The following is a 26,345-nucleotide window of genomic DNA, read 5'->3' on the forward strand; positions in this document are numbered from 1 at the left end:
CCATTTTTAGGTGAAGTTATGCAAAAATCATTCCCCCGTCCTGCCTGGAGCCAGACGCTGGCGCTGGAGCCGCGCATGATGTTTGATGCCGCCGCCGGCGCTACCGCCATTGAGGTAGCCAACGCCCAGCTCAACGCCGCCGCGCCAGACGCTACCGCCACCCCGGTTAGCGGCGCGGTCTATGCCATTGATAAAAACGGCGGGCTCGGCGCAGACGTGCCGCTGTTCAGCAACGCCGATGTCTCCACCGATAACGCCGGGAATGAAATCACCAGACTGGTGATCACCGTCGGCACCACCGGGAGCAATCAGGCGCTGATGATTGATGGCACCGCGATTGCGCTGACCACCACGTCCGAGACGCAGGAAACCCGCACCAGTCACTATACCTATAATGTCGATGTCGCCGACGGCAACACCACCATTACGCTGTTTCTGGCTAACGGCGACGCGGCGGTGACGCCGGATGCGGTGGAAACACTGATTAACGGCATCAACTATCGTGCGCTCGACAGCAACGTCGCCAACGGCGAAGTGACGGTGACGCTGAAAAGCATTGCGGATATTGATGGCGACAGCAGCGATGTGGATATCAGCGCCCGCCTGCAAGTAGAGAACAACAAAAACCTCGCGCCGACTCTCGACCATACCGCCGATCTGGCCTTGCGTGACGATCTGACGGTGGCCGCGTTGGCCGATAGCGGGGCGGCGGTCGGCTATTCCCGCGATGGGCGCTTTGCCTATGTCGCCGGCAGCAACGGCACGCTGCTGGTTTACGCGGTTTCCGATAGCGGTGGACTGAGTAAAGTTCAGTCGCTGAGCGGGTTCATCACGACAGACACGCAAGATGAAAACGGTGGTGAGGCCGCCGGAGTGAACGGCATTTCGGTGGGCGATAACGCGGTATATCTGCTCAACGGCGGTGCCGTGATTACCCTTGGCCGCGCCGACGATGGCGCCGTCAGCCTGATGCGCCGCGACGATATCGGCGATACCGCGGTGGATACCCGCCTTAGTGCGGATGGTAAAAACCTGTATATCAGCGCCCGGTTCGGCATTCATATTTACGCGATTGGCGGCGACGGCACGCTGACGCTGACGGATATTTTCAGGGAAAATGCCGACCGTTCCGCCGGCATAGCGGTGGCGGGCGACTACCTGTTTACGATGATTCCAAACGGTGATTTTCAGTCCATTTCGGTGTTAAGGCGCACCACCGTGGATGGCGTGACCACGCTGGCCCTGGTCGATAACACCACGGTGGCGTCTGACTGGAACTTCACCGCGCCTTTCCGACTAGCCGCCAGCCGCGACGGCAGCCAGATTTACTCGCTGAATACCGAAGACGGTACGCTGATCACCTGGCGTTTCGACGGCACTAAACTGACGCAGATAGACAGCCGTATTGTGGCATCCGCTGAGGCGATCGCCATCAGCGCCGACAATCGGCAACTGTTCGTCAGCACCCGCGATGGCGTGCTGTATCGTTATCACATTGGCAGCGACGGCGCGCTGACGCCGCTTGCCAGTCAGAATACCGGCGGCGGCCAGGCGCTGGGGATTTCCGGTACGTCATTGCTGGTGGTGGGCGGTAACAGCATCGAGCGTTACAGTTCACAGCTGAACTACACCGTCGGCGGCAGCGGCGTGCCGGTGGCGTCAACCCTGACGCTTCGCGACAGCAATGCCGATGCGCTTAACGGGGGGCTGGGCAACTACGTCGGTTCAAGTATTACCCTGACGGCGGACAACGGCAGTAATAACCAGTTTACGTTTCAGGCTGCTAACGGGCTCAGCGTTAGTGGCGACCAGTTGCTGTTAAACGATACCGTGATTGGCGGTTTTGTCACCAACGGCAACCGCGTTACCCTCACTTTTACCGCCGATGTCAGCACCGCTACGGCAAATCAGGCATTGCATCAGATACTGTGGGCTAGCACCGGCGTCAGTAGCGCACTGGTGACGCTGACGGTGGTGGTGAATGACGGCGAACTGAACAGTCAGCCGCAGACGGTTGCCGTGCGAGTCAACCAGGGGCCGGTGCGTAATGACGGCGTGGCGGGCAGCTATACCTTGCCTGTCGCGACGTCGGAGACGGTTTACCGCGTCACCTTGCCTGCGCTGTTTAACGATGCCAACGGCGATAACCTCAACTGGTCGGTCACCGGGTTGCCGGACGGGCTCCGTTTTGATCCCGAAACCCGCACGCTCTCCGGCTCAACCATCTTCACCGGCACGAGAACCCTGACCATCACCGTGACGGATACCTCGGGCGCGAGCGCCAGCACCACGCTGGAATTGACGGTGAATCAGATTGACAACCGTGCGCCGGTAGTCAGTGAAAGCGCGCCGGCGGCGCTTACCCCGGCGGTAATTAACGAAACCTATAGCCTGACGCTGGATGCCGGCATGTTCCATGATGCCGACAGTATTTATGGCGACAATCTGCGCTGGCAGGTCAGCGGGCTGCCGGCGGGGCTGCGTTTCGACGCCGACACGTTGACCATTAGCGGCACCGCCACGGCGCTGAGCAATGGCGCAGTCACCATTACGGTGACCGATGCGTCAAACGCAACCACCACGTTATCCGTTACCTTGCGGGTGATTACGGCGGATGAAGCCGCGAATCGCGCGCCGGTACTGCAACCGGACGCCAGTTCTCTGAGCTATACCAGTCAGGGCGGTCTGAGCGGCTACAACTATTACGTCGACAATATCGCGCTGTCGGCAGACGGCGGGATGCTGGCGGTGGTGGGCGGCACCGGCGCTAACTACACCGGGACGATTTACGTCAATTTATATAGCCGTGATAGCCGTAGCGGTGAGCTGACGCTGTTAAAGTCTTACACCCAGGGCACCGGCAATGATGGTAACGACAATAACGGGATTGAAATCGATGGCCTGCGGGGCATGACCGCCGTGGCGTTCTCCGCCGACGGCAACACCCTGTATCTCTCCGGCGGCAACAGTCAAAACAACGCGGTATTGCAGGCATTCAGTATCGGGGCTGACGGCGCATTAACGCTGATTGATAGCGAGCAGGTCAGCGCCCCGGTGGTGAAAGTGGCGCTCGCCGGCGACGGTAACAGCGTCTACGCCATGACGGCCAACGGCTTGTATCGCTACAGCCGCGATACTCAGGGGATGTTAACCGCACAGGAAAGTTTTACCGGGCTGAGTAACGCGCAGTCGATCTCGGTCGATCAGAACCAGGTTTATGTGTTGGGCGGCAGCGGCAACTTGTCGGTCTATGCCGTTGACGGCAATGGCGTATTGAGCGCACAAGGGACGTTATCGCGCTCCGGTACGGCACTGACCTGGACTGATAACCATGGCGTCGGCACCCGCGTGGGTACGCTTGCGGCCAGCGGCGGGTTGAATGCGGGCATCGTGATATCGATGGCGGTCTCCGAGGGGTACATCTATGTGGTGACCGGCAACAGTAACTATCTGACGGTGCTGCATTATGATGCGGGCGGCAACCGTGTCGGTCTGGTGTCGTCGCGCAATATTTCCAGTGAAATAGGCAACGTCTTCCCGATGTCCGCCACGCTGTCCGCCGATGGTTCTGCGTTATATGTGGGCAGTAACAGCGGTCGGTTTGCGGTTTACCAAGTGGGCGAGCAGGGCAACCTGACGCTGCGATCCTCGTTAAACGGCGCCGGCGCCATGCTGGTGGTGGCCACCTCCGCGGATGGCAAATCGATTTATGGCGGCTCGCGTTACTATTCAACCGGCTTACGCCTGTTTAGCGGCGACGCCGGACTCGTTCAGGCCGACTGGACGGAAGGCGGCAGTACCCGGCTGGCCAGTCAGATAGTACTGTCCGATGTGGATTATGACCGGCAGAACAATGGTGCCGGCAACTATAACGGTGCGAGCATCATCATCGCACGCGAGGGCAGCGCCAGTGCCGATGACATTTACAGCCTGGCGGAAGGCAACGGCCTGACCTTGAATAACGGTGTGATGGCGCTGAACGGCACGGCGATTGCCACCGTTACGCAGACCGACGGGCGACTGACCATCACCTTCACTGCCGATGTCACCCGTGCCGTCGCCAATCAGGTACTGCATCAGATCAACTGGCGGAGTACCAGCCACACCCCACCGGCCAGTCTGAACATGGTGGTGAGTTTCCGTGATCAATACGTCACCACCGATCAGTTGATAACGGTAAACGTTACCCCGGTTAATGACGCGCCGACCCTCAACAGCCAGAGCGCCAACCCGACCTGGCGCGATAACACCACCACCGTAAAGGTATTTAGCAACACCGTTATCGACACCGTTGAACCCGGCCAGAACGTCCTCGGTTTGACGCTGACCGTTTCCGGGTTAGTGCGTGGTGAAAACGACTATCTGGTGATCGACGGTAAAACGGTCACGCTGGCAGACGGCGTGCGCGTGATCACCAACAACAGCCTGGTGATTAACGTCTCGGTCACGGATGGCGTGGCGACGGTGTCGATGACCAGCCTTAACGGCATGACCACCGCCGCGGCGCAAACGCTGGTGGAGGGCATCGCTTACGGCAACAGCGATGCGCATAGCGGCACGCGGCAGGTAACGCTAACCCAGGTGCGCGACAGCGGCGGCACGGCGCAAGGCGGCAACGACAACAGCGCGCTGGATATCCGCTCTACCATTACCCTGCAGGCGGAAAATATGCCGCCGCGGCTGACGGCGCCGGAAAACCACCTGCTGGAGCAGGCCGACAGCCTGAGCGCCGTCAGCGGGCTGGGGGCGATAACGCACTCGAGGCTTTCGGCGGACGGCACCACCCTGTATGTCACCGACGGCAGCGGCATGATCGCGCTGTTTAGCCGTGATCCGGCGACGGGGAAACTGAGCTGGGTGAGCAATATCGCCACCGGTCTGGGCGCTATCGGCAGCATTACCCTGACCGGCGATGGCCTGATGATGCTGGTTGCGGGCGGCGACACGTTGTCGGTCTTCAGCCGCACCGGTGACGGTCAACTGACATTGCAGGGCAGTTATGACGTCTGGGGTGTGTCCGGAGTACAGGTCTCAGCCGATGGCGCTACCGTTTATGCGCTTGATTCCTCCTTCGGAATCAAGGTGTTCAGCCGCGACGTCACCAGCGGCACGCTGAACGCGTTACAGGAAATCGGCTTTGACGCCTGGGAAGAGCCACGTCTGTTCTCGCCGGTGGCGCTGACGGCCAAAGGCGACTATCTCTACGTGATTACCGATCCGGTTTCCGGTCAGTTCCCGAATTCACTGATTGTCTATCAACGCCAGTCAGACGGCACACTGGCATTTGTCAGCGTGCTGCATGACGGCGAAGCTGATGCCAGCGGCGCCATCATGGATCTCCGTGCGCCGACCCGGATCACCGTCAGTGATGACGGCAGCCAAATCTATGTGGTTAACGGCGGCAATCTCAATATTTACGCTTTCAACCACACCACCGGCAAACTGCTGCACGTCGATACGCTGGAAAATATCGGCGCAGTCAATGCGCTGATGCTGTCTCAGGCGCAGGACCAACTGTATATATTGCGCAACGATGGCGACGTACAGGTCTACCGCATCAGCAGCGCGGGCGTGCTCTCGCTTGCGAACACCTACCGCAGCGCCGACTACGCGGCGCTCAGCGGCGCCACCGCCATTCAAACCACCCGCGACGGGGCGCTGCTTGTCAGCGGCAGCCACATCATCAGTTTTATTCCGGCGTCCGATGAACTGCGCTACACCGTTGGCAGCGGCGCCGACCTCGCCTTTACCGGCGGGCTTGTTCTGTCTGATAAAGGGCTGGATGTCCTGAACAACGGATTGGGCAACTACGGCGGCGCCGGCATCACGGTGAAAGATAGCAGCGGGCTGGGCCGTTTTGCCTTGCGTGCAGACAGTCGGCTTACCTTCGGCGATGACGGCCAACTGCGGGATAACGGGGTCGTCGTCGGTCGCTTCACCCAGCAGGGCGGCGTGTTGAGCATCACCTTTGCCGAGGGCGTTACCACCGCCACCGCGAATAACCTGCTCGCCAGCCTGACTTACAGCAATACCAACCTCAGCACCGCCAACCCGGTTACGCTGTCGGTCAGCGCCGGCGACGGCCAACTGACCAGCGGCGACTGGCAACGCAGCCTGACCATCAACCATGCGCCGCAGGCGAGCGACGGCGCTCTCCAGCCGATCATCGCCACCGTCGGCGCGCCGTTCAGTCTGACGTTGCCGGCGAGCCTGTTCAGCGATGCCGACGGCGACAATCTGAACTGGGCCATCAGCGGGTTGCCCGCCGGTTACCGTTTTGACGCCGCCACCCGCACCCTCAGCGGCGTCGCCGACACCGCCGGACTTTACACCCTGACCATCACCGTGACTGACGGCGATAGCGCCAGTGCCGGCCGCACGTTGTCGCTTCGGGTTAATACTGCGCCGCAGGCGGGCGAGGGCGACACCACCTTCACGCTGCCGGTCGGCGAACCGGTCAACATCACGCTGGCGGACAGCCTGTTTAACGATGCCGAGGGCGACGCGCTGAATTGGCGGGTAACCGGTCTGCCGGACGGTCTGCGTTTTGATGCGGATAACCATACGCTGAGCGGCAACCTGGCCGTTGGTCGTTATAGCCTGGTGATGACCGCCACCGACATCTGGGGTGCCGGCACCAGCCGTCAGCTCGTGTTGAACATAACCCCGCCCCCGACGGACGGCAGCGTCGGCGGCGATAACAATACCAATAACAGTAACGGCCCAGAACCGGTGATTCTGCCGCTTACCACGGCGTTTACCGCGCAGGGAAACCGCGACGACGAGCGTTTCTTGCCGGTGGAGGCGTCGCCGTCGCGTCCCGATGCGATACCGGGCGTCTCCGGCGCACCGGCCGATACGCCGGATGGCGTCGCGTATAACACCGTTGCCGCCACCGGTGGCGCGGTGCTGGCCAGCGGTGCGCTGAATTATCAGGAGACACCGTGGGCGCTGGCGCCGGTGATGACTAACCTGATGCCGCCGCTGGACCGGCTGAATGTCGCCGTACGCTCAGCCGACAGTGAACGACTGACGCGCACCACCGCCTGGTCCGGCGTCTGGCAGGACAACGGCGACGGCCGGTTGGTGTTCCGCCTGCCGCAGGGCTTGCAGACTGGCGTCGGTTTTGTCGCGGCGCAACTGGCGAACGGGCGACCGTTACCGGCATGGATTCAGTTCGACGCCCGGCAGGGCGAGCTGCGCATCAGCAGCGCCGAGGCGGCGCGTAGCGGACAGATTCAACTGCGTTTGCAGCGTGCCGATGGCGCGCCGGCCCTGGTGCTGACGCTGCGTGATGGCCGCCTGCTCACCACCGCCGAGGTGAACGGCGCCACAGCGGATAGCACGGCAACGACCATAACGGAAAGCGCGACTGAACGCGCGGTGGCGGCGGATAACGCCGCCGTGACGCCCGGTGCTACGGCAACCGATGCGCCGGCCTTTAATCCGGGTCTTTCACACTCGCTGGCCGCGCTGCGCGGCGACAGTGACGATTTGCTTCAGGCGCTGACCGCACTGGCGCGCGATTAACAGGGATAACACTTTTTAAACATGACGACATTCAACATGACGACATTCAACACGACGACATTCAACACGATAGGATTGACCCCGACACACCTTTCCCCGATGGGCGCCATTAGCGCGTCGCGTCGGCTGAGCCTGTCGATTACGCTGGCCTGCGCCTTGCTGGCCGGGTGCGCGGTGACGCCGGAACCGATGACGGCACAGGAGCAGGTGGCGCAAGCAATGAGCGATCGCAGCCGGATGTTCGCCGATCAGGAACCGGTACGCGGCACGGTCACGCTGGAGGAAGCGATTGCCCGCGCGCTGAAATACAATCTGTCGCAACGCGTGGCGTTGATGGAACAGGCGATGGAAGACGACCTGCGCGACGTGGCGCGGCTGGATATGCTGCCGAAACTGGCGGCGCGCGCCGGATTACAAACCCGCGATAATGTCGCCGCATCCAGCAGCCAGTCGATTACCACCGGACGACAGTCTCTGGAAGCATCGACCAGTCAGGATCAAAACTCGCGCAACGGTGATTTAACCCTGAGCTGGAACGTGCTCGACTTCGGTATCAGCTATGTGAATGCACGGATGCAGGCGAACAAAACCCTCGCCGCTGAAGAACGCCGCCGTAAAGTGGTGGCGGATATTACCCGGCAGGTACGCACGGCCTACTGGGAAGCGGCGACCGCGCAACGCCTGAAACCGGAAGTGACCCGCGCCCTGAGTGAGGCGCGTCAGTCGCTGGAGTATGCGCGTCAGACCGAGCGCGAACGCCTGCTGGCACCGGTGGAAGCGCTGCGCTTCCAGAAAAACATGCTGGAAATGGTGCGTCAATTGGAGGTGGTCGACAGCGATCTGGCGTTGGCGAAATCTCGTCTGGCCGCGTTGATGAACCTGCCGCCCGCCAGCGACTTCAGCCTGGTGGTGCCGGACGAGAACAGCCTGAATACGCCGAAAATGCGTTATACGCTGGGCGAGCTGGAAAATGTCTCGATGGTGCGCCGCCCGGAAATTCGTGAAGAAAGCTACCAGGCGCGTAACGCCGTGCTGGAAACTCGCCGTTCGCTGTTGCGTCTATTGCCGGGCGTTAACCTGTTCGCCGGTATCAACGGCGACAGCAACAGCTATCTGGTCAACCACAGTTGGGCCAGCGCCGGGGTGCAGGTCAGCGGCAACCTGTTGAATGTCTTTGCCTGGTCGTCGGTAAAACGCGCCGGCGAATCAGCACAGGCGCTGGCGGAAAGCCGCCGTCAGGCGATGCGTATGGCCGTGCTGGCGCAGGTCAACATCGCCTGGCAGGAGTACCAGAGCAGCGTGCAGATGTTTAACCGTTATCAGGAACTGGCGCGTATTCAACAGGGCATTTATCGCCAGACTGCGCTCAACTACCACAATCAGGCGGCGACGCAAATGGAGCAGGTGCGCGTCAGCACCGAAACTATCCTCACCACTCGCGCCCGTGACCGCAGCTATGCGGCAATGCAGAATGCGCTGGGCAGCATATATCAGGCATCCGGTCTGGATATGTTGCCGGATCGCGTCGGCGACACCAGTCTGGCCGCGCTGAGCCACACCATTGCCCGCGCCAACCAGCAGATTGAAAGCGGTGCGGTGACGCTGCCGACACTCCCTGCCTCCACACTGCCCGCGCCGGCGGCACCCGGTCGTCAGGTCAGTACCGTACAACCTGCTGTTTTTAAAACTGTTGTTTTGAAAACTGTTGTACCGAACGCTGCTGCGCCGAACGGCACTCCGCTTGCCGACACGGCACCGGTGAAACCGCTGCCGGCGGCCGCGAAACCGCAGCCGTATCAGGTATCATCCGATAACTGGAACAGCCTGAACTCGCTTTCCGGAGGCGAGCAATGAAGCGATACAGGGTTGCCAGACCGCTGCTGCTGGCGCTGATGATGGTCTTTGCCGACCGTGCGCTGGCGCAGTCGGCGCAGCAAGAACCGGTGCGCGTGCAACTGAGCGCAGTGCGCCAGACCACGCTTTCCAGCGGTATTACGGCACGCATCACCCATCTGGCCGTCAAAGAGGGCGACCGCGTTAAGCAGGGGCAGGTACTGCTGAGTTTTGACTGTGCGGTGCTAAAAGAGAAACTGAATTACGCCAGCGCCAACGAACAGGCGGCACGCAAAAAGCTGGAGATCGCCAACCGTCTCGACAAGCTGAACTCGATCAGCGTTTCTGATGTGGAACAGGCGCGTTCGGCAGTGAGCATGGCGCTGGCCGAAAGCGGCGTAAACCGCGCCATGCTGGAGCGCTGCGATATCAAAGCGCCGTTTTCCGGGCGCGTTACCGAAACGCTGGTGCGTAACTGGGAAACGGTGCCGGAAGGCAAGCCGTTGTTGTCGCTTTACGATGACAGCGCCTTTGAACTGGAGATGATTGTGCCGTCGCGCTGGCTGCGTTGGTTGCGCGCCGATACGCCGTTTAGCGTGGCGCTGGATGAAACCGGACAACGCTACCCGGCGAAAATCTCCCGCCTTTCTTCATCGGTCGATGCGGTGAGCCAGTCGGTTAAAGTGTTTGGGCAAATTGCCGGTCACGACGACGGCTTGTTGCCGGGGATGAGCGGCGTGGCGCATTTCAGCGCGCCGGCGGCAGCGGACACCCCCCTTCAGGACGACGCGGTTAACCATGCACAGTAATTCGCCTCAGCCTGATAATGACGCACGCTTACGCCTGCTTGGTGAACTGCTGCGTTTGCAGGCGCGCGCGCGTGAGCAGGAGAGCGCCGACGCACTGGCGTTCTTTATGGTCAACGAAACCCATCGCCTGCTGCCATACCGTCAGGCGCTGTTGTGGCAGGGAGACGGCGACTTGTTGCGCGCCGCTTCCGGTCTCGCCACGCTGGATAGCCATGCGCCGTTGTGCCGTGAAATAGTGCGGTGGTGCCGACAGTGGCGGCAATACCGGCAACCGCAGCGGCTGGACGCCGACCGGCTCGATGCCGGGGACAGGGCGCTATGGCAGGAGTACCTGCCGCCGCATGGCCTGTGGTTGCCGCTGACGGGCGCGGATGATCTGGCGCTGCTGCTGCTGCGCGACTCGCCGTGGCCAGAGAACGAATTACGGCTGCTAAACGAACTGGCCGGCGCTTACGGCCACGCCTGGCGCAGCCTGACCGCCAGCCGCCGCCGGCGTCGTCCGCGGCCTAACCGCCGTTGGGTGATGGCGGGGCTGGCATTGCTGGTCGCCATCATGTTGATCCCGGTGCGCCAGTCGGTGATCGCCCCGGCTGAAGTGGTGGCGCATCGCCCGGCGCTGGTGCGCGCCCCGCTGGCGGGGGTGATCGACGAGATTGTAGCGCGTCCTAATCAGCCGGTGACTCGCGGGCAAGTGCTGCTGCGCCTTGATTCCCGTGAGTTGCAAAACCAACTGGAGAGTGCGCGTCAGCAATTCGCCGCCCGTGACGCCGAGTATCGTCAGGCGCAGCAGTTGGCGCTGAGCGACGCCGATGCCAAAGCGCAACTGGCGGTACTGGCCAGCCGCCGTGAACAGGGGCGCGCGGAGATGGCCTTCCTGCAAGCGCAACTGGCGCGTACTGAACTCAGCGCCCCGCGCGACGGCGTGGCTATTTTTGATGACGTCAGCGATCTGCTGGGGCGCCCGGTTTCAGTCGGGGAGCGCATTATGCAGGTGGCGGACCCGCAAGAAAGCGAGCTTGAAATCCTGTTGCCTGCGGCGGACGCCATTGCGTTGTCGCCCGGCGCAGAGGTGCGGCTGTTCCTGAATGTCGCGCCGGATAGATCGCAGCCAGCGGCACTGCAGCAGATCGGTTACCGGGCGACATTAACGCCGGACAACATTATGGCGTACAAGCTGCGCGCGCGTTTTCAGCAACAGGAGGCGCTGGTGCAAATTGGCCTTAAAGGCAGCGCTAAAATTTATGGCGAACGCACCGTGCTGATTGCCTGGCTGTTGCGTAAACCGTGGTCATCGCTGCGCGTCTGGCTGGGAGTGTAGGGAAGAATGACCATGCCGGAGCCACAGGCGAACCGCCTGCTGCCGTTACGCGAGGAATTAATCCTGCATCGCGGGCCTGCCAACTGGGATGGTTCACCCAGTTGGACGCTGGAAGATCCGCTGCGTGGGCGCTTTTTCCGCCTCGGTTGGCTGGAGATGGCGCTGTTGTCGCGTTGGTCGGTCGGCGACCGGCAGCGATTGATTGCTGACGTCAATCGCCAGATGCCGCTGGAGATTAACGAGGCGGACGTGGACGGCTTCAGCCGTTTTCTTCAGCAGCACGCTCTGACGCGCGCCGATGGCGATGCCACGCTGCGCGACTTCATGCGTCAGAAAACACAGGCCAGGCACGTCTGGTGGCGTTGGTTACTGCATAACTATCTGTTTTTACGTATTCCACTATTCCATCCGCATCGTGGATTGCAGCGTATGTTGCCCTGGGCGGCATTTTTTTATCGCCGTCCTTTTTGGCTGGCAACGCTGGCGGCCGGCATCAGTGGACTGGTGTTCGCCAGCCGCCAGTGGCAAACCTTTCTGCACACCTTTTTGCACTTCTTCACGCTGGAAGGCGCACTGCTGGCCGGGGCGACGCTGGTGTTCACCAAATGTCTGCACGAACTCGGCCATGCGTTCACCTGTACCCGTTATGGCGCGCGCGTCTCTACGCTGGGGGTGGCGTTTCTGGTGTTGATGCCGGTGCTCTATACCGACACGTCGGCGTCGTGGACATTGCCGCGCCGTCAGCCACGCCTGGCGATTGGGGCGGCCGGTATGCTGGTGGAACTGGCGCTGGCCGCCTGGGCGACGCTCGCCTGGAGCTTCCTGTCTGACGGCATGTGGCGCAGCGCGGCGTTTATGCTCGCCACCACCACCTGGATCATGACGTTGCTGATTAACCTCAGCCCGCTGATGCGCTTTGACGGCTATTTCCTGTTGTCTGATGTGCTTGGCGTACCGAACCTGCAACCCCGCGCCTTTGCGCTGGCACGCTGGAAACTGCGCGAGTGGTTGTTCGGGCTGGGCTCACCGCCGCCGGAGCGCTGGCCGCGCTGGTTGCAACGCACGCTGCTGGCGTACTCTTTCGCAACCTGGGTGTATCGCCTGTTTCTGTTTACCGGCATTGCGCTGTTGGTTTATCACATGGCGTTTAAGTTGCTGGGAATGCTGCTGTTCGCGGTCGAAATTGGCTGGTTTGTACTGTTGCCCGTCTGGAACGAACTGCGTGAATGGACCGAACGACGTAAGGATTACCGTATGAATCGTCATCTGACTCTCACCCTCTGTACCGTCATACTGGCGTTGTCGGTGCTACTGCTGCCGTGGCAACGCACGGTGTATGCGCCGGCGTTGCTGCGCGCAGATCAACAACACAGCGTCTATATGCCGCTGGCCGGGCGGGTGCAGCAGATGGCGGTACAACCGGGAGACGCGGTGAAGCAAGGGCAGATATTGTTTACCTTGCAGGCGGATAGCGAGGCGCATCAACGCCAGCAGTTGGCGCTGCAACTAAAAACGCTCGCCTGGCAACAAGAGTATCAACTGCTGAACCGCCGTGCGGCACAGGAACACCAGCGTATTCGCCAGGAGCGCGAAGCCGCCAACCAGCGCTACCAGGTGCTGGATCAACAACAACAGGCATTGCTTGTGCGCGCGCCGTTTGACGGCGTGATGGCGGACCTGATGACGCCACTCTCGGCGGGCGACTGGCTGGCGCAAGGGGAGTGGTTAGGCACCCTGACCGGCCCGCGCGGCGGGCTGGTGGAAGCGCTGGTGTCTGAACAGGACTGGCGGCGTTTGCGCGCAGGCGATAGCGGCACGTTCTACCCACGCGACGCCTCACGCGCCGGCGTCGCGGTGACGGTGATGGATATCGAACGCACCGCGCTGCACGATATGCGCCCGCTGGCGGAGCTGGCGTCGCTGTATGGCGGGCCGGTAGCGACGTTAAACGATAGACAACAGAAACTGCCGCCGGAACAAGCGGTATACCGTGTGGTACTGGCAGTCGCGCCGGACAGCGCGGCACCGGAGCAGGTGCTGATGGGAACCGTGACCTTGCAAGGGGAGGCGCAAAGCCCACTCGCACGCCTGTGGCAACGGGTGAGGGCGGTGCTGATTCGGGAATTGTCGTTTTAGGTTATGAAAAAAATCCACGCAATCGCGTGGATTTTATAAGGTTTTCCGGTCTTCATGCGATGCTGTGAGATCGCATGAGACGAAAAATTTTATTTAGACGTTGAACAAGAAGTTCATAATATCGCCGTCTTTAACGATATATTCTTTCCCTTCTGAACGCATTTTGCCGGCTTCTTTGGCGCCTTGTTCACCTTTGTACGTGATGAAATCGTCAAAGGCGATGGTCTGGGCGCGGATAAAGCCTTTCTCGAAGTCGGTGTGAATTTTACCGGCCGCCTGCGGTGCCGTAGCGCCGACCGGGATGGTCCAGGCGCGGACTTCTTTTACCCCAGCGGTGAAGTAGGTTTGCAGGTTCAGCAATTCATAACCCGCGCGGATTACGCGGTTTAAGCCCGGCTCTTCCAGACCCAGCTCCGCCATGAATTCATCGCGCTCTTCATCATCAAGTTCAGCAATGTCAGATTCAACGGCGGCACACACCGGCACGACCACGGAACCTTCTTTAGCTGCGATTTCGCGAACCTGATCCAGATAAGGGTTGTTCTCAAAGCCGTCTTCGTTGACGTTGGCGATGTACATGGTCGGTTTCAGCGTCAGGAAGCTCAGATAGCGGATCGCCGCTTTCTCTTCCGCGCTCAGATCCAGCGCGCGCAGCATACCGGCGTTTTCCAACTGCGGCAGGCATTTTTCCAGCGCGGCTTGTTCAACTTTTGCATCTTTATCGCCACCTTTGGCTTTCTTCTGTACGCGATGCAACGCGCGCTCACAGGTGTCCAGATCCGACAACGCCAGCTCAGTGTTGATGGTATCAATATCATCGGCAGGGTTGACCTTGCCCGAAACGTGAATGATGTTGTCGTTTTCAAAGCAACGCACTACGTGGCCGATAGCTTCGGTTTCACGGATGTTGGTCAGGAACTGGTTGCCCAGGCCTTCGCCTTTGGAGGCGCCTTTCACCAATCCGGCGATATCCACGAATTCCATGGTGGTGGGAACGGTACGCTGCGGCTTGACGATCTCGGCCAACTGGTCGAGGCGCGGGTCCGGCATCGGCACTACGCCGGTGTTGGGTTCGATAGTACAAAACGGAAAGTTGGCCGCTTCGATACCGGCTTTGGTCAGCGCGTTGAACAGCGTGGATTTACCCACATTAGGCAGCCCAACGATACCGCATTTAAATCCCATGTTTATGTCACCTTAAAAATCACTAATCGTCAGGCTTTGCTAAAAAAAGCCTGTCAGAATGGAAAAAGTCAGTCTTGATGCCAATTATACACATAATGTGGCATGAACTCGATCCGCCGATCGTCAATCATGACGCTTTGAAAGCATGTAGGCGGTTCATGGCTTTAATCATGTCTTCTTTCATCAGGATATCCGTACAGCGCAACGATTCATCGATGGCTTGATCGATCAGGGTCTGTTCGCTGACGGGCGGTTTACCGAGTACGAATCCCACCACTTTGTTTTTATCGCCCGGATGGCCGATGCCGATACGTAAACGGTGAAAATTGGGATTGTTGCCGAGTTTGCTGACGATATCTTTTAGCCCGTTGTGGCCGCCGTGACCACCGCCGAGTTTCAGTTTGGCGACGCCGGGCAGCAGGTCAAGTTCGTCGTGCGCCACCAGAATTTCATCGGGCTGGATGCGATAGAAGGTTGCCATCGCCGCAACGGCTTTACCGCTGAGATTCATGAATGTTGTGGGCACCAGCAGGCGCACATCGTTACCCGCCAGCGACAGGCGTGCGGTATAGCCGAAAAATTTACTCTCTTCTTTCAGCGGTTGCCGGTAGGCTTCCGCCAGGCGGTCAACGTACCAGGCGCCGGCGTTATGACGGGTGGCGGCGTATTCCGCGCCGGGGTTCGCCAGACCTACAATTAACTTGATACCACTCACAATTTGCTACCACTCACAATTTGATACCACTCACAATTTGATACCACTCATTATTTGAGACGAATAGGCGATACGTTTGCGGCACTCAGGCACCGACGCATCAGGATAATCGGCAAAGGCGTTAGTGTAACGCAGGGCCAGTTGATCACCAACATGTGATCCTTCACGCAACCCCATCGGAAAGTGCTGCTTATACTGTGAATAAATCAGAAAAATACGCAGCAAGATTTTAGTTATTTCCACTGGATATTTCTGGAGGTGAAATATGAAACATAGGAATGCAGTGAGGGTGGGCAACGGATTTATGGGATTAGGTATGTTGCTGATGGTTGCCGGAATAGCCTATTCGATTGCTAATCAATTGCCTGAATTAAATTTGCCAGGTTCTCTTTATTATGTGGAATTACTGGCTATTTTTGCCGGCGCCATTTTATGGCTGGCCGGTGCGCGTATTAGCGGGCGTGAAGCCGTGGCGGACAGGTATTGGTGGCTGAAGCATTTTGATAAACGCTGCTGCCGTCAACGGCATCGGAATCCATAAGGCTGTAGCCGAAGCGATACAACAAATATCGGCTGGAAAATGGTGGCGAGGGTTTATCCCCGTCATATTCAAGTTGCAGGTGGATTGGTTTTCCTCTCTGGCCCCAGAGGGTTCGACGCGCCGAGAGTGAGTTACAAGAGTGAGCTTTTTCCTGCAATTTGAATTATTTTAAGCATAAATATACGATGAGTTTTTAAATATTCATTATACGTGAGCACGTCTCAATAAAAGCACGTAATTTGGGTTGATTTCTGCCGGCTTTCGAAAAATAGAGGAAAAGACCATCATTACCTGGCGAGCGATCAAGCAGTGCGGGCTCCAGGCTTCCTGCCGCCAGTTCACGTGAGGTGTGGAATGTAGAGGAATAGATGAGTCCAATTCCTTTAACAGCAAGGCTACGCATAAGCTCGCCGTCATTAACAGTAATAGATCCTGTCGGATCAATACGAACTGTTTCATTATTTTCAATAAATTCCCAACGATAAATATCGCCTTTTTCCGGGCGCCGGAATCGAATGCATTCATGATGAACAAGGTCGTTGGTAACGTTAGGTTTTCCATGAAGCCTGAAATAGGCTGGGGCCCCAAAAACCGCCCATTGAAAAGGTTTGGAAAGTCGTACCGCAATCATATCCTGTTCGATGTATGAGCCGATCAAAATACCTGCATCATAACCCTCAGAAATAAAATTGTTATGGCGATTACTGACCGTAATATCCAGGTTTACATTTGGCCATTGCTGGCGAAATGCGGGTAATAACGGCTCAATAACATGCGGTAAGGCCAACCGCTCTACGATTAACCGTAATGTCCCGGCCGGCGCCTTTGACGACTGAGCCGCGTCTTCGAGACTGACTGCGATTGCGCGCGCCGCAGGTTCTATCTTTAAAAGCAGGTTCTGTCCGGCTTCTGTCAATGCCATTTTACGCGTAGTCCTATGAAAAAGTAGCGTGCCAAGGCGATGCTCCAGTTTCTGCAATGACTGACTGATTGAACCGGGTGTTTTGCCAAGATCAAGAGCGGCTTTCCGAATACTCAGCCTTTTCGAGATAGCCAGAAATTCCGGCAACCCATCAAAATCATTGTGCTGGCCCATCCTGAACTCTCTCCTGTTATCTTTGGCTCATTCGCGTATTGATATTTTGTGGCAATAATTCATCTCAATACAAGCCAATTGGCATGTTTTTTTAAACAATCTGTTCCGTTTTGACCGTCTACCTCAGGTTTTTGAACTCAGATACAGTGAAGGCACACCAACAACTTGAAGGAAATCATATGTCACTTGCAACGTATTTTGTTCGTCTCATCATCGCTATTACCGTATTCTCGGTATCTGCTATTGCGGGGGCGGCCCAGGAAACGCAAAAACAGGAAAAGATATTAATCGTCGTCTCCAGTCTGGATAAAAAAACAGAAAATCTCGTGGGGGGATTTTGGTTTCCAGAATTGACTCATCCCGTCAAAGTTTTTGATAAAGCGGGTGTTGATTTCGATATTGCAAGTCCTAAAGGAGGATTGGCTCCTTTCGATGGTTTTGACCTGAAAGATCAGGCTAGCCTGGAGTTTTGGACCAACCCTCAACACCGAAATAAGCTTGGTCAAACGATTAAATTATCGGATATTGATCCATCAAAATATTCCGCGATTCTGCTTGTCGGTGGTCATGGTCCGATGTGGGATTTTGTCAATAATACTGAGCTCAGCAATATTGTGCGCACGCTGTACGAAAACAATGGTGTGATTAGTGCCGTGTGCCATGGTCCGGCAGGGCTCATCAATGTAAAACTCAGCAACGGTGAAGACTTAATCAACGGTCGCCGTCTCACAGGATTTACGGCAGCGGAAGAGGTTTCCCGGCAGTACGACAAGATAGTGCCATTTGAACTGCAAGGCGCGCTGAAGAAAGCCGGAGCAACGTTTGAAGAAGCGCCAATATTTGCGAACAATGTGGTTGTTGATGGGCGCTTAATCACCGGGCAAAACCCAGCTTCGGCAACGGCGCTCGGGGAAGCCGTGGTTAAAGCGTTGCAAGCCAAGACTCAGCGCAAAGCGGCTCTATAACCCATCATCTGATCGACTCAGAATGCGGTTGAACGATGGGGTATTTCAATAAAAATACGGAAATGTCCTTCGTCTCCAATAAAAACGCCACCGAATGAATCATTATTCGGTGGCGTAGTGATTACAGCCGAAATATCGATTAGTGCTCGAACATCGCAGAAATAGATTCTTCGTTGCTGATACGGCGGATGGCTTCAGCCAGCATACCGGATAATGTCAACGTGCGTACATTCGGCAGCGATTTAATGTTTTCCGACAGTGGAATGGTATCGCAGACAATCACTTCATCAATCACGGAATTCTTGATGTTCTCGTAAGCGTTGCCGGAGAAAATCGGATGGGTGGCATAAGCGAAGACACGTTTAGCGCCACGTTCTTTCAGCGCTTCCGCGGCCTTACACAAGGTGCCGCCGGTATCGATCATATCATCGACCAGCACGCAATCGCGGCCTGCCACGTCACCGATGATATGCATCACCTGCGAGACGTTGGCGCGCGGGCGGCGTTTGTCGATGATTGCCATATCGGTGTCGTTCAACAGCTTGGCGATGGCACGGGCGCGAACCACGCCGCCGATATCCGGGGAAACCACAATCGGGTTATCCAGATTCTGCTGCAACATATCTTCCAGCAGGATTGGGCTGCCGAACACGTTGTCTACCGGTACGTCGAAGAACCCCTGAATCTGTTCGGCATGGAGGTCCACCGTCAGGACACGGTCAACACCGACGCTGGAGAGAAAATCAGCCACGACTTTGGCGGTAATCGGTACACGGGCGGAACGCACACGGCGATCCTGACGGGCGTAGCCGAAATAGGGGATGACTGCGGTAATACGTCCTGCGGAAGCGCGGCGCAGGGCATCAACCATAACGACCAGCTCCATCAGGTTGTCGTTGGTGGGAGCACAGGTCGATTGGATGATGAAAATATCACCACCGCGTACATTTTCGTTGATTTGTACGCTGACTTCGCCGTCGCTAAAACGACCAACAGCAGCGTCGCCCAGACTGGTGTACAAACGGTTGGCAATACGTTGTGCTAGTTCCGGCGTAGCGTTACCAGCAAAAAGCTTCATATCAGGCACGAGAAGAACCTCAAGCTTGCGTCCAGAGAAATATCCGCCTGCGGAATGCCGTGTGTCGTACCGCAAGCAGGATATACATACGGGTGTATGGAAAAGATCGTTAGAGCACCACGGTCGGCGGTGGTGTTTTAGCAACCCTTAAATTGCCCGGAAAGCCGTTGTTGCAACGGAGACACGTTCACTCCACGCGCAACAAAACCCTGTAAGCCTTCCGGGGCCCGGTCTAACACCTGACGAGCGGCGGACTCGGTGTCGAATTCGGCAAACACGCAAGCGCCGGTGCCGGTCAGGCGCGACGGTGCGTATTCTAACAGCCATAAAAGTCGCTCTTCAACCTCACGAAAACGTTTTCTTGCGACGGCTTCACAATCGTTGCTGAAAGTTTGTGTCAGTAATTGTGACAGTGGGCGTGCCGGTGTGTCGCGCGTCAAATCCGGATCGGCAAAGATAAGCGGGGTGGGAATGCTGACGCCGGGATGTACCACCAGATACCATTTTTCCGGCGGCGAGACCGGCGTTAACCGCTCTCCCACGCCTTCGGCGAACGCCGCGTGACCCCGCACAAACACCGGCACATCCGCGCCCAGCTTGAGGCCCAGTGCGGCCAGAGCGTCGACGGGGACCTGGCTGCGCCACAACTGGTTTAGCGCCACCAGCACGGTGGCGGCGTTGGACGAACCGCCGCCCAGACCACCGCCCATCGGTAGACGTTTGTCGATGCCGATGTCGGCGCCGGCGAACGGCAGCCCGGATTCGCGACACCACGCCTGCAACAGACGGGCGGCGCGAATGGCCAGGTTTTGCTCATCGGGAACGCCGGGCAAGGGTGTCAGCAGGACGATCCGTTGATCCTGGCGCGGCGTGATGGTCAGGGTGTCGCCATAATCCAGGAACTGAAACAACGTTTGCAGGTTATGGTAACCGTCTGGCCGGCGACCGGTGATATACAAAAACAGGTTCAGCTTGGCCGGAGAGGGCCAGCGGTTGCGTGCAGTCGCCATGATTTATTGCGTTGTCCAGTTGTCCATTTTCAGTTTGATGCGTTGCTCGCCCTGCGTCAGCTCCAGATTCTGCGGCAGCGGCAATGAGCCTTCGATATAAGAGAGATAGGACACATTCCAGTGTTGGTCGCCTTGTTGATAGTTCACGCTGCGCAGCAGGGCACGATCATCCAGCGTGAAATCCTGCGCGTCGCCCGGCAAGCCGAGCATCCACTGGCGTAAATTGTCGAGCGGAATCGCCATACCGGTGAGTTGCTGAACCATGTGCTGCGCGTCTTTCCCCATGTAGCGCTTGCCCTGGTTGTCGGTAATTTGTACCAGATCCGGGCTGACCTGCAGTTCCAGCTCGGTGCCGCCTAACGGGTTGCTGAGCAGCAAACGGTAGCGCTGCGGCGAAGGTTGCTGCCAGAAGAACCGGGCGTACAGTTTTTTCCTATCGGAAATATAGGCGAACGAACCGCGAGTCTGATACGTGGTCAAGTTTTGTACTTTCTGCTCGTGCTCGCGCCACTCGGGAGAGGTCGGTTTTTTACCCGGCAGGGAGGGCTGAGTCAGAGTACAGGCTGTCAGTAACACACTCGCCAAAGGCAGTAACCGTAAGGCTCGGGTGGGTTTATTGGGCATGTCGAAAAGATCCTGTTACTAGCATCATGGGTTCATAACAAGGCGTCACGCTAGCGGGGTTGGCCGGCAGCGTCAATCCTTGCGATATGATCCAACAAAGCGTTAATGGCGTGAGCGCGTTCAATCGGGGTTACTTTTCTTGCCCGCAGGCTTCAAGTAGAATGCCCCTCAGATGAAACCCATACTAACACCGGGATTACTCTGTAGACCATGACCCTGCTTGCGCTTGGTATCAATCATAAAACGGCACCAGTCTCTCTGCGGGAGCGCGTCGCGTTCTCGCCGGACAGGCAGGGGCAGGCGCTGCACAGTCTGTTACAGCAACCATTGGTTCAGGGCGGCGTGTTGCTTTCCACCTGTAACCGCACCGAGCTCTACCTCAGTGTGGAAGAGCAGGACAATCGGCATGAGCAGTTAATCGCCTGGTTGTGTGATTATCACCGCCTTAATCCTGATGAAATCCGCAAAAATCTCTACTGGCATGAAGGCAATGCGGCGGTCAGCCATCTGATGCGTGTTGCCAGCGGGCTGGATTCGCTGGTGTTGGGCGAGCCGCAGATTCTGGGGCAAGTCAAAAAAGCGTTTGCGGATTCTCAGCGTGAGCGCTCGTTGTCGGGCGATCTGGAGCGCCTGTTCCAGAAGTCGTTTACCGTCGCCAAGCGGGTGCGAACCGAAACGGATATCGGCGCCAGTGCGGTGTCGGTAGCGTTCGCCGCCTGCACGCTGGCGCGGCAAATTTTCGAATCGCTGGCTGACGTCAACGTGCTGTTGGTCGGTGCCGGCGAAACCATCGAACTGGTGGCGCGTCATCTGCGCGAGCACCGAGTGAAACGGATGGTGATTGCCAATAGAACGCGCGAACGCGCGCAGGTGCTGGCTGAAGAGGTCGGTGCCGAGGTGATTACGCTTTCGGAGCTGGATGCCCATCTGCCGCAGGCGGATATCGTCATCAGTTCCACGGCCAGCACGTTGCCGATTATCGGTAAAGGGATGATGGAGCGCACAATGAAAGCACGCCGCAACCAGCCGATGCTGATGGTGGATATCGCCGTGCCGCGTGACATCGAGCCGGAAGTCGGGCGGCTACCCAATATTTACCTGTATAGCGTGGATGATCTGCACGCAATCATTCAGCACAATCTGGCGCAGCGCAAGGCGGCGGCGATTCAGGCTGAATCCATCGTGCAGCAGGAGTGCTCGGAATTCATGGCATGGATGCGGTCGCAGTCGGCGGTAGAGACGATCCGCGATTATCGTTCCCAGGCGGACCGCCTGCGCGAAGAGATGACGGCCAGAGCCTTGGCTGCAATACAGAACGGCGGCGATGTCGATGCTATCGTGCAGGAACTGACGCAGCGCCTGACCAACCGCTTGATTCATGCGCCTACCCGTTCGTTACAGCAGGCCGCCCGCGACGGTGATCTGGAGCGTTTGCAGATTTTACGTGACAGTCTCGGCCTGAACTAGCATTCTTCTTCCCCCATAATGATTCGACACAGGATTGAACTGCCCGCATGAAGTCTTCTATTGTTGCTAAATTGGAAGCGTTACAAGAGCGCCATGAAGAAGTGCAGGCGCTGCTGGGAGAACCCAGCGTGATTGCCGATATGGACCGTTTCCGGGCGTTGTCCCGCGAGTACGCGCAACTTACCGACATTACCCGTTGCTTTCAGTGCTGGCAGCAGACGCAGGATGACCTCGCCACGGCTGAACTGATGCTGGATGACCCGGAGATGCGTGATCTGGCGCAGGAGGAACTCAAAGCGGCGAAAGCGGCCAGTGAAACACTGGAACAGCAACTGCAAGTGCTGCTGCTGCCGAAAGATCCTGATGATGAGCGTGGCTGTTTTCTGGAGATCCGTGCCGGTACGGGTGGTGACGAAGCCGCGTTATTTGCCGGCGACTTGTTCCGTATGTACAGCCGTTATGCCGAATCCCGCCGCTGGAAGGTAGAAATCATGAGCGCGAGCGACGGCGAGCACGGCGGCTACAAAGAGATGATTGCCAAAGTCGTGGGCGACGGCGCTTACGGTCAGTTGAAATTCGAGTCCGGCGGGCACCGGGTGCAGCGCGTACCCGCCACCGAATCGCAAGGGCGTATTCATACCTCCGCCTGCACCGTGGCGGTCATGCCGGAAGTGCCGGAAGCGGAATTGCCGGACATCAACCCTGCCGATCTGCGAATCGATACTTTCCGCTCCTCCGGTGCCGGCGGACAACACGTTAACACCACCGATTCCGCTATCCGTATTACTCATTTGCCGACGGGCATTGTGGTGGAGTGCCAGGATGAGCGTTCGCAGCACAAGAATAAAGCGAAGGCGTTATCGGTGCTGGCGGCGCGTATTCGTGCGGCGGAAATGCAAAAGCGCCAGCAGGAGGAGGCATCCACCCGCCGTAATCTGTTGGGCAGCGGCGACCGTTCCGATCGTATCCGCACTTACAACTTTCCGCAGGGAAGGGTGACCGATCACCGCATCAACCTGACGCTCTACCGCCTGGACGAGGCGATTGAAGGTAAGCTGGATATGCTGATCCAACCCATCGTACAGGAATATCAGGCCGACCAGTTGGCGGCGCTGGCTGAGCAGGAATAATGAATTATCAGGACTGGTTGAAACAGGCGATAACCCGGCTTCAGGCCAGTGAGAGCCCGAAACGGGACGCCGAGATCCTGCTGGAGCACATCACCGGTAAGGGCCGCACGTTTCTACTGGCTTTTGGTGAAACCGAGTTGACTGACAGTGAGTACCAGACGCTGGAATCGCTGTTGGCACGGCGCGTAACCGGAGAACCGATCGCGTATTTAATCGGATATCGGGAGTTTTGGTCGCTGCCGTTGGCGGTATCGCCCGTGACGCTTATCCCGCGACCGGATACTGAATGTCTGGTTGAACATGCGCTGGCGCATCTGCCTGCCGGCGCATCATCGGTAGTCGATTTAGGAACCGGTACCGGCGCGATTGCGTTGGCGATCGCCCATGAGCGCCCCGATTGCCGGGTTGTTGGTATCGACAGTCAACATGATGCGGTGGCGCTGGCCAGCCATAATGCCCGCCGGTTGGGAATTAATAATGCTCAATTTTTACCGGGAGACTGGTTTTCGCCATTGGCTGGACAACGGTTCTCACTGATTGTCAGCAACCCGCCGTATATTGATGAGCATGACCCACATTTGTCGCGCGGTGATGTGCGTTTCGAGCCGGCCAGCGCACTGGTGGCGGCAGAGGACGGATTAGCCGACTTACGGCAGATTATCCTGCAGGCCGGCGCATTTTTACTGGATGACGGTTGGCTGCTGTTGGAGCACGGTTGGCAACAAGGGCAAGCGGTACGGGCATTGTTGTCGCAATACGGTTTTGCGCAGGTAAAAACCTATCGCGATTATGGCGATAATGAACGTGTAACGTTGGGACAATGGCCTGCCGGAGCGACTAACCGACGCTGAATGTATGGTGGAGCGCCGTGTACTCCAGCTTGAGCAGGATCACATTGATAATGATTAGCGGTTATTATCGCTTGAGGTTCCGGACAGATCTGCTGACGAACTCTCGATTTGGCATTATTATCGATTCGCTGGCGACCGGGCACACGCGGCGTGCGGGCAGCGAATATAAAATGTGCTGTTTCAGGTTCAGGCGCGTAGCTGACGTTATCTTTGCTTTGATGGAATAACTATGAGTTCTATTGCTGATTTTGAATTTAACCAGTCATCCTTAAGCGAAGGTGTGATCCTGGTTTCCCAGTCAATACGCCGCGATTTTTCCGCGCAGGAAGTGAAGCAAAATCTGCAGCAACTTGTTGAAGAAGCGCGTGCGACCATTTCCGCCGATTTGGATCAAGACCAACAGCTGGAGCAGTTGATTGAACTCTTTTTCCACACCTGGGGCTTCGGCGGCGCCAGCGGCGTTTACCATTTATCTGACGTACTCTGGTTGGACAAAGTCCTGGCTACCCGACAAGGGATGCCGGTATCGTTGGGTATTATCTTTTTGCATATCGCACATCAGTTGGATTTACCGCTGATGCCGGTGATTTTCCCCACTCAATTGATTCTGCGCGCCGACTGGCTCGATGATGAAATGTGGCTGATTAATCCGTTGAATGGCGATACACTGAGCGAACATGTGCTTGAGGTGTGGCTGAAGGGCAACATCAGCCCTTCCGCCAGACTGCTGGACAGCGATCTGGATGAAGCGGAAAACGTCATGATTGTCCGTAAGCTGCTGGATACGCTCAAGGTGGCGCTGATGGAAGAAAAACAGATGGAACTGGCTTTACGCGCCAGTGAGGCCGTGTTGCAGTTTGACCCGGAAGATCCGTATGAAATTCGCGACCGCGGTTTGATTTACGCACAACTGGACTGCGACCATATCGCGTTGTCAGATTTGAGTTATTTTGTAGAGCAGTGCCCGGAAGATCCGGTCAGCGAAATGATCAAAGTGCAGATCCATTCCATTGAACAGAAGCAGATTGTGCTGCACTAGTTCGGGAAATTACCTGAAACCCGAGCATCTGGTTTATCCGACAATAAGGTAAGGTTATGAATAATAAAGTGGTTAACATCGGGACGATCCCGGTTGCCAACCATCTGCCGTTTGTGCTGTTCGGCGGCATGAACGTACTTGAATCCCGTGAGATGGCGATGCGGATTTGCGAACACTATGTCACGGTGACGCAGAAACTGGGCATCCCCTATGTTTTTAAGGCTTCCTTCGACAAAGCCAACCGTTCTTCCATCCACTCTTACCGTGGTCCGGGCCTGGAAGAAGGGATGAAGATTTTCCAGGAGCTGAAACACACCTTCGGCGTGAAAATCATTACTGATGTGCACGAACCTCAGCAGGCTCAAGCGGTATCTGAAGTGGTTGACGTTATTCAGTTACCGGCATTCCTTGCTCGCCAGACTGATCTGGTGGAAGCGATGGCGAAAACCGGCGCGGTCATTAACATCAAAAAACCGCAGTTCATCAGCCCCGGACAGGTTGGGAATATCGTGGATAAATTCCGCGAAGGCGGCAATGAACAGGTGATTTTGTGCGATCGCGGCAGTAACTTCGGCTATGACAACCTGGTTGTGGATATGCTGGGCTTCAATGTCATGAAGCAGGTTTCCCATGGCGCACCGGTGATTTTCGACGTCACACATGCGTTGCAATGCCGCGATCCGTTCGGCGCTGCCTCTGGCGGCCGTCGTGCTCAGGTGGCGGAACTGGCGCGCGCAGGGATGGCGGTCGGTATCGCCGGGTTGTTTATTGAAGCCCATCCAGAGCCGAACAGCGCCAAATGTGACGGGCCTTCCGCGTTGCCACTGGATAAACTGGAACCTTTCCTGCAACAAATGAAAGCGATTGATGAACTGGTCAAAAGTTTTCCGGAATTAGATACCAGCAATTAAGCTGCTCGTCAGATAAAAAAACCGCCGGTCGGCTAACACCGTTCACTTAAGGTGTTTTGAGTGAACGGGATACTGGGTTTTTGAGATCCGAACGGCCCTCGCTTTGG

19 protein-coding genes are annotated in these 26,345 nt (G+C 57.4%); 12 read left to right on the forward strand and 7 right to left on the reverse strand.

What is annotated here, in order from left to right; translation table 11 throughout:
* The first annotated feature begins 18 nt into the window (after positions 1–18).
* From FDP13_RS20330 to FDP13_RS20350, 5 genes are all read left to right on the forward strand, one after another.
* Positions 19–7,530, forward strand: a complete 7,512-nt coding sequence (locus FDP13_RS20330; protein ID WP_143840289.1) for a putative Ig domain-containing protein — start codon at positions 19–21, stop codon at positions 7,528–7,530.
* A 99-nt stretch (positions 7,531–7,629) separates the two neighbouring features.
* Positions 7,630–9,384 carry a TolC family protein gene (locus FDP13_RS20335; RefSeq protein WP_234424454.1) on the forward strand — a complete coding sequence of 585 codons (1,755 nt, stop codon included), beginning with the start codon at positions 7,630–7,632 and terminating at the stop codon, positions 9,382–9,384.
* Positions 9,381–10,172, forward strand: coding sequence for an efflux RND transporter periplasmic adaptor subunit (locus FDP13_RS20340; protein WP_143840291.1), 792 nt, complete (start codon positions 9,381–9,383; stop codon positions 10,170–10,172). Before FDP13_RS20335 ends, FDP13_RS20340 begins: the two co-directional genes overlap by 4 nt.
* The gene (locus FDP13_RS20345) at positions 10,162–11,490 is read left to right on the forward strand and encodes an efflux RND transporter periplasmic adaptor subunit (protein WP_027712029.1); all 1,329 of its coding nucleotides are present in this window, start codon (positions 10,162–10,164) and stop codon (positions 11,488–11,490) included. The genes FDP13_RS20340 and FDP13_RS20345 overlap by 11 nt, the downstream gene beginning before the upstream one ends.
* 6 nt (positions 11,491–11,496) lie before the next feature.
* Positions 11,497–13,626 (forward strand): HlyD family efflux transporter periplasmic adaptor subunit, encoded by a 2,130-nt coding sequence (locus tag FDP13_RS20350; protein WP_143840292.1) that lies wholly within the window; start codon positions 11,497–11,499, stop codon positions 13,624–13,626.
* Between the two features lie 93 nt (positions 13,627–13,719).
* Here FDP13_RS20350 and ychF read toward each other — a convergent pair whose 3' ends face one another.
* The 3 genes from ychF to FDP13_RS20365 all read right to left on the reverse strand — a co-directional run bounded on the left by ychF (position 13,720) and on the right by FDP13_RS20365 (position 15,769).
* Positions 13,720–14,811: a redox-regulated ATPase YchF gene (gene ychF, locus FDP13_RS20355; RefSeq protein WP_012769775.1), complete on the reverse strand. Its 1,092-nt coding sequence runs from the start codon at positions 14,809–14,811 to the stop codon at positions 13,720–13,722.
* Between the two features lie 127 nt (positions 14,812–14,938).
* Entirely contained in the window at positions 14,939–15,526 is a 588-nt protein-coding gene (pth, locus tag FDP13_RS20360; protein ID WP_012769776.1) for an aminoacyl-tRNA hydrolase, read from the reverse strand.
* A gap of 30 nt (positions 15,527–15,556) precedes the next feature.
* Positions 15,557–15,769 carry a hypothetical protein gene (locus FDP13_RS20365; RefSeq protein ID WP_027712036.1) on the reverse strand — a complete coding sequence of 71 codons (213 nt, stop codon included), beginning with the start codon at positions 15,767–15,769 and terminating at the stop codon, positions 15,557–15,559.
* Between the two features lie 22 nt (positions 15,770–15,791).
* On the opposite strand from FDP13_RS20365, the gene ychH reads away from it, so the two are divergent.
* The gene (gene ychH, locus FDP13_RS20370) at positions 15,792–16,067 is read left to right on the forward strand and encodes a stress-induced protein YchH (RefSeq protein ID WP_012769777.1); all 276 of its coding nucleotides are present in this window, start codon (positions 15,792–15,794) and stop codon (positions 16,065–16,067) included.
* A gap of 193 nt (positions 16,068–16,260) precedes the next feature.
* Here ychH and FDP13_RS20375 read toward each other — a convergent pair whose 3' ends face one another.
* Entirely contained in the window at positions 16,261–17,163 is a 903-nt protein-coding gene (locus tag FDP13_RS20375; RefSeq protein WP_012769778.1) for a LysR family transcriptional regulator, read from the reverse strand.
* A 179-nt stretch (positions 17,164–17,342) separates the two neighbouring features.
* On the opposite strand from FDP13_RS20375, the gene FDP13_RS20380 reads away from it, so the two are divergent.
* Entirely contained in the window at positions 17,343–18,128 is a 786-nt protein-coding gene (locus tag FDP13_RS20380; RefSeq protein WP_143840293.1) for a type 1 glutamine amidotransferase domain-containing protein, read from the forward strand.
* A 139-nt stretch (positions 18,129–18,267) separates the two neighbouring features.
* Here the strand turns inward: FDP13_RS20380 and prs are convergent, their stop codons facing one another.
* The 3 genes from prs to lolB all read right to left on the reverse strand — a co-directional run bounded on the left by prs (position 18,268) and on the right by lolB (position 20,840).
* The gene (gene prs, locus FDP13_RS20385; RefSeq protein ID WP_012769780.1) at positions 18,268–19,215 is read right to left on the reverse strand and encodes a ribose-phosphate diphosphokinase; all 948 of its coding nucleotides are present in this window, start codon (positions 19,213–19,215) and stop codon (positions 18,268–18,270) included.
* A 128-nt stretch (positions 19,216–19,343) separates the two neighbouring features.
* Positions 19,344–20,216, reverse strand: coding sequence for a 4-(cytidine 5'-diphospho)-2-C-methyl-D-erythritol kinase (gene ispE / locus FDP13_RS20390; protein WP_012769781.1), 873 nt, complete (start codon positions 20,214–20,216; stop codon positions 19,344–19,346).
* Between the two features lie 3 nt (positions 20,217–20,219).
* Positions 20,220–20,840: a lipoprotein insertase outer membrane protein LolB gene (lolB, locus tag FDP13_RS20395; RefSeq protein WP_012769782.1), complete on the reverse strand. Its 621-nt coding sequence runs from the start codon at positions 20,838–20,840 to the stop codon at positions 20,220–20,222.
* A gap of 210 nt (positions 20,841–21,050) precedes the next feature.
* Between lolB and hemA the strand changes: the two genes are divergently transcribed.
* The 5 genes from hemA to kdsA all read left to right on the forward strand — a co-directional run bounded on the left by hemA (position 21,051) and on the right by kdsA (position 26,238).
* Positions 21,051–22,307: a glutamyl-tRNA reductase gene (gene hemA / locus FDP13_RS20400; protein ID WP_033577161.1), complete on the forward strand. Its 1,257-nt coding sequence runs from the start codon at positions 21,051–21,053 to the stop codon at positions 22,305–22,307.
* 47 nt (positions 22,308–22,354) lie between these two features.
* Positions 22,355–23,437 (forward strand): peptide chain release factor 1, encoded by a 1,083-nt coding sequence (prfA, locus tag FDP13_RS20405; protein WP_012769784.1) that lies wholly within the window; start codon positions 22,355–22,357, stop codon positions 23,435–23,437.
* Positions 23,437–24,288: a peptide chain release factor N(5)-glutamine methyltransferase gene (gene prmC / locus FDP13_RS20410; RefSeq protein WP_143840294.1), complete on the forward strand. Its 852-nt coding sequence runs from the start codon at positions 23,437–23,439 to the stop codon at positions 24,286–24,288. The genes prfA and prmC overlap by 1 nt, the downstream gene beginning before the upstream one ends.
* Before the next feature lie 229 nt (positions 24,289–24,517).
* Positions 24,518–25,327 (forward strand): invasion regulator SirB1, encoded by an 810-nt coding sequence (gene sirB1, locus FDP13_RS20415; protein ID WP_033577163.1) that lies wholly within the window; start codon positions 24,518–24,520, stop codon positions 25,325–25,327.
* A 56-nt stretch (positions 25,328–25,383) separates the two neighbouring features.
* Positions 25,384–26,238 (forward strand): 3-deoxy-8-phosphooctulonate synthase, encoded by an 855-nt coding sequence (gene kdsA / locus FDP13_RS20420; protein ID WP_027712041.1) that lies wholly within the window; start codon positions 25,384–25,386, stop codon positions 26,236–26,238.
* Positions 26,239–26,345: the final 107 nt, after the last annotated feature.

The organism is Dickeya sp. ws52, assembly GCF_007210685.1.
In the GTDB taxonomy this organism is placed as follows: Bacteria; Pseudomonadota; Gammaproteobacteria; order Enterobacterales; family Enterobacteriaceae; genus Dickeya; species Dickeya chrysanthemi.

Bases quoted from the DNA above. Each gene is read 5' to 3' on its own strand.
- FDP13_RS20330 (WP_143840289.1), top strand. From the start codon at position 19: ATGCAAAAATCATTCCCCCGTCCTGCCTGGAGCCAGACGCTGGCGCTG.
- FDP13_RS20335 (WP_234424454.1), top strand. From the start codon at position 7,630: ATGGGCGCCATTAGCGCGTCGCGTCGGCTGAGCCTGTCGATTACGCTG.
- FDP13_RS20340 (WP_143840291.1), top strand. From the start codon at position 9,381: ATGAAGCGATACAGGGTTGCCAGACCGCTGCTGCTGGCGCTGATGATG.
- FDP13_RS20345 (WP_027712029.1), top strand. From the start codon at position 10,162: ATGCACAGTAATTCGCCTCAGCCTGATAATGACGCACGCTTACGCCTG.
- FDP13_RS20350 (WP_143840292.1), top strand. From the start codon at position 11,497: ATGACCATGCCGGAGCCACAGGCGAACCGCCTGCTGCCGTTACGCGAG.
- ychF (WP_012769775.1), bottom strand. From the start codon at position 14,811: ATGGGATTTAAATGCGGTATCGTTGGGCTGCCTAATGTGGGTAAATCC.
- ychH (WP_012769777.1), top strand. From the start codon at position 15,792: ATGAAACATAGGAATGCAGTGAGGGTGGGCAACGGATTTATGGGATTA.
- FDP13_RS20375 (WP_012769778.1), bottom strand. From the start codon at position 17,163: ATGGGCCAGCACAATGATTTTGATGGGTTGCCGGAATTTCTGGCTATC.
- FDP13_RS20380 (WP_143840293.1), top strand. From the start codon at position 17,343: ATGTCACTTGCAACGTATTTTGTTCGTCTCATCATCGCTATTACCGTA.
- ispE (WP_012769781.1), bottom strand. From the start codon at position 20,216: ATGGCGACTGCACGCAACCGCTGGCCCTCTCCGGCCAAGCTGAACCTG.
- lolB (WP_012769782.1), bottom strand. From the start codon at position 20,840: ATGCCCAATAAACCCACCCGAGCCTTACGGTTACTGCCTTTGGCGAGT.
- hemA (WP_033577161.1), top strand. From the start codon at position 21,051: ATGACCCTGCTTGCGCTTGGTATCAATCATAAAACGGCACCAGTCTCT.
- prfA (WP_012769784.1), top strand. From the start codon at position 22,355: ATGAAGTCTTCTATTGTTGCTAAATTGGAAGCGTTACAAGAGCGCCAT.
- prmC (WP_143840294.1), top strand. From the start codon at position 23,437: ATGAATTATCAGGACTGGTTGAAACAGGCGATAACCCGGCTTCAGGCC.
- sirB1 (WP_033577163.1), top strand. From the start codon at position 24,518: ATGAGTTCTATTGCTGATTTTGAATTTAACCAGTCATCCTTAAGCGAA.
- kdsA (WP_027712041.1), top strand. From the start codon at position 25,384: ATGAATAATAAAGTGGTTAACATCGGGACGATCCCGGTTGCCAACCAT.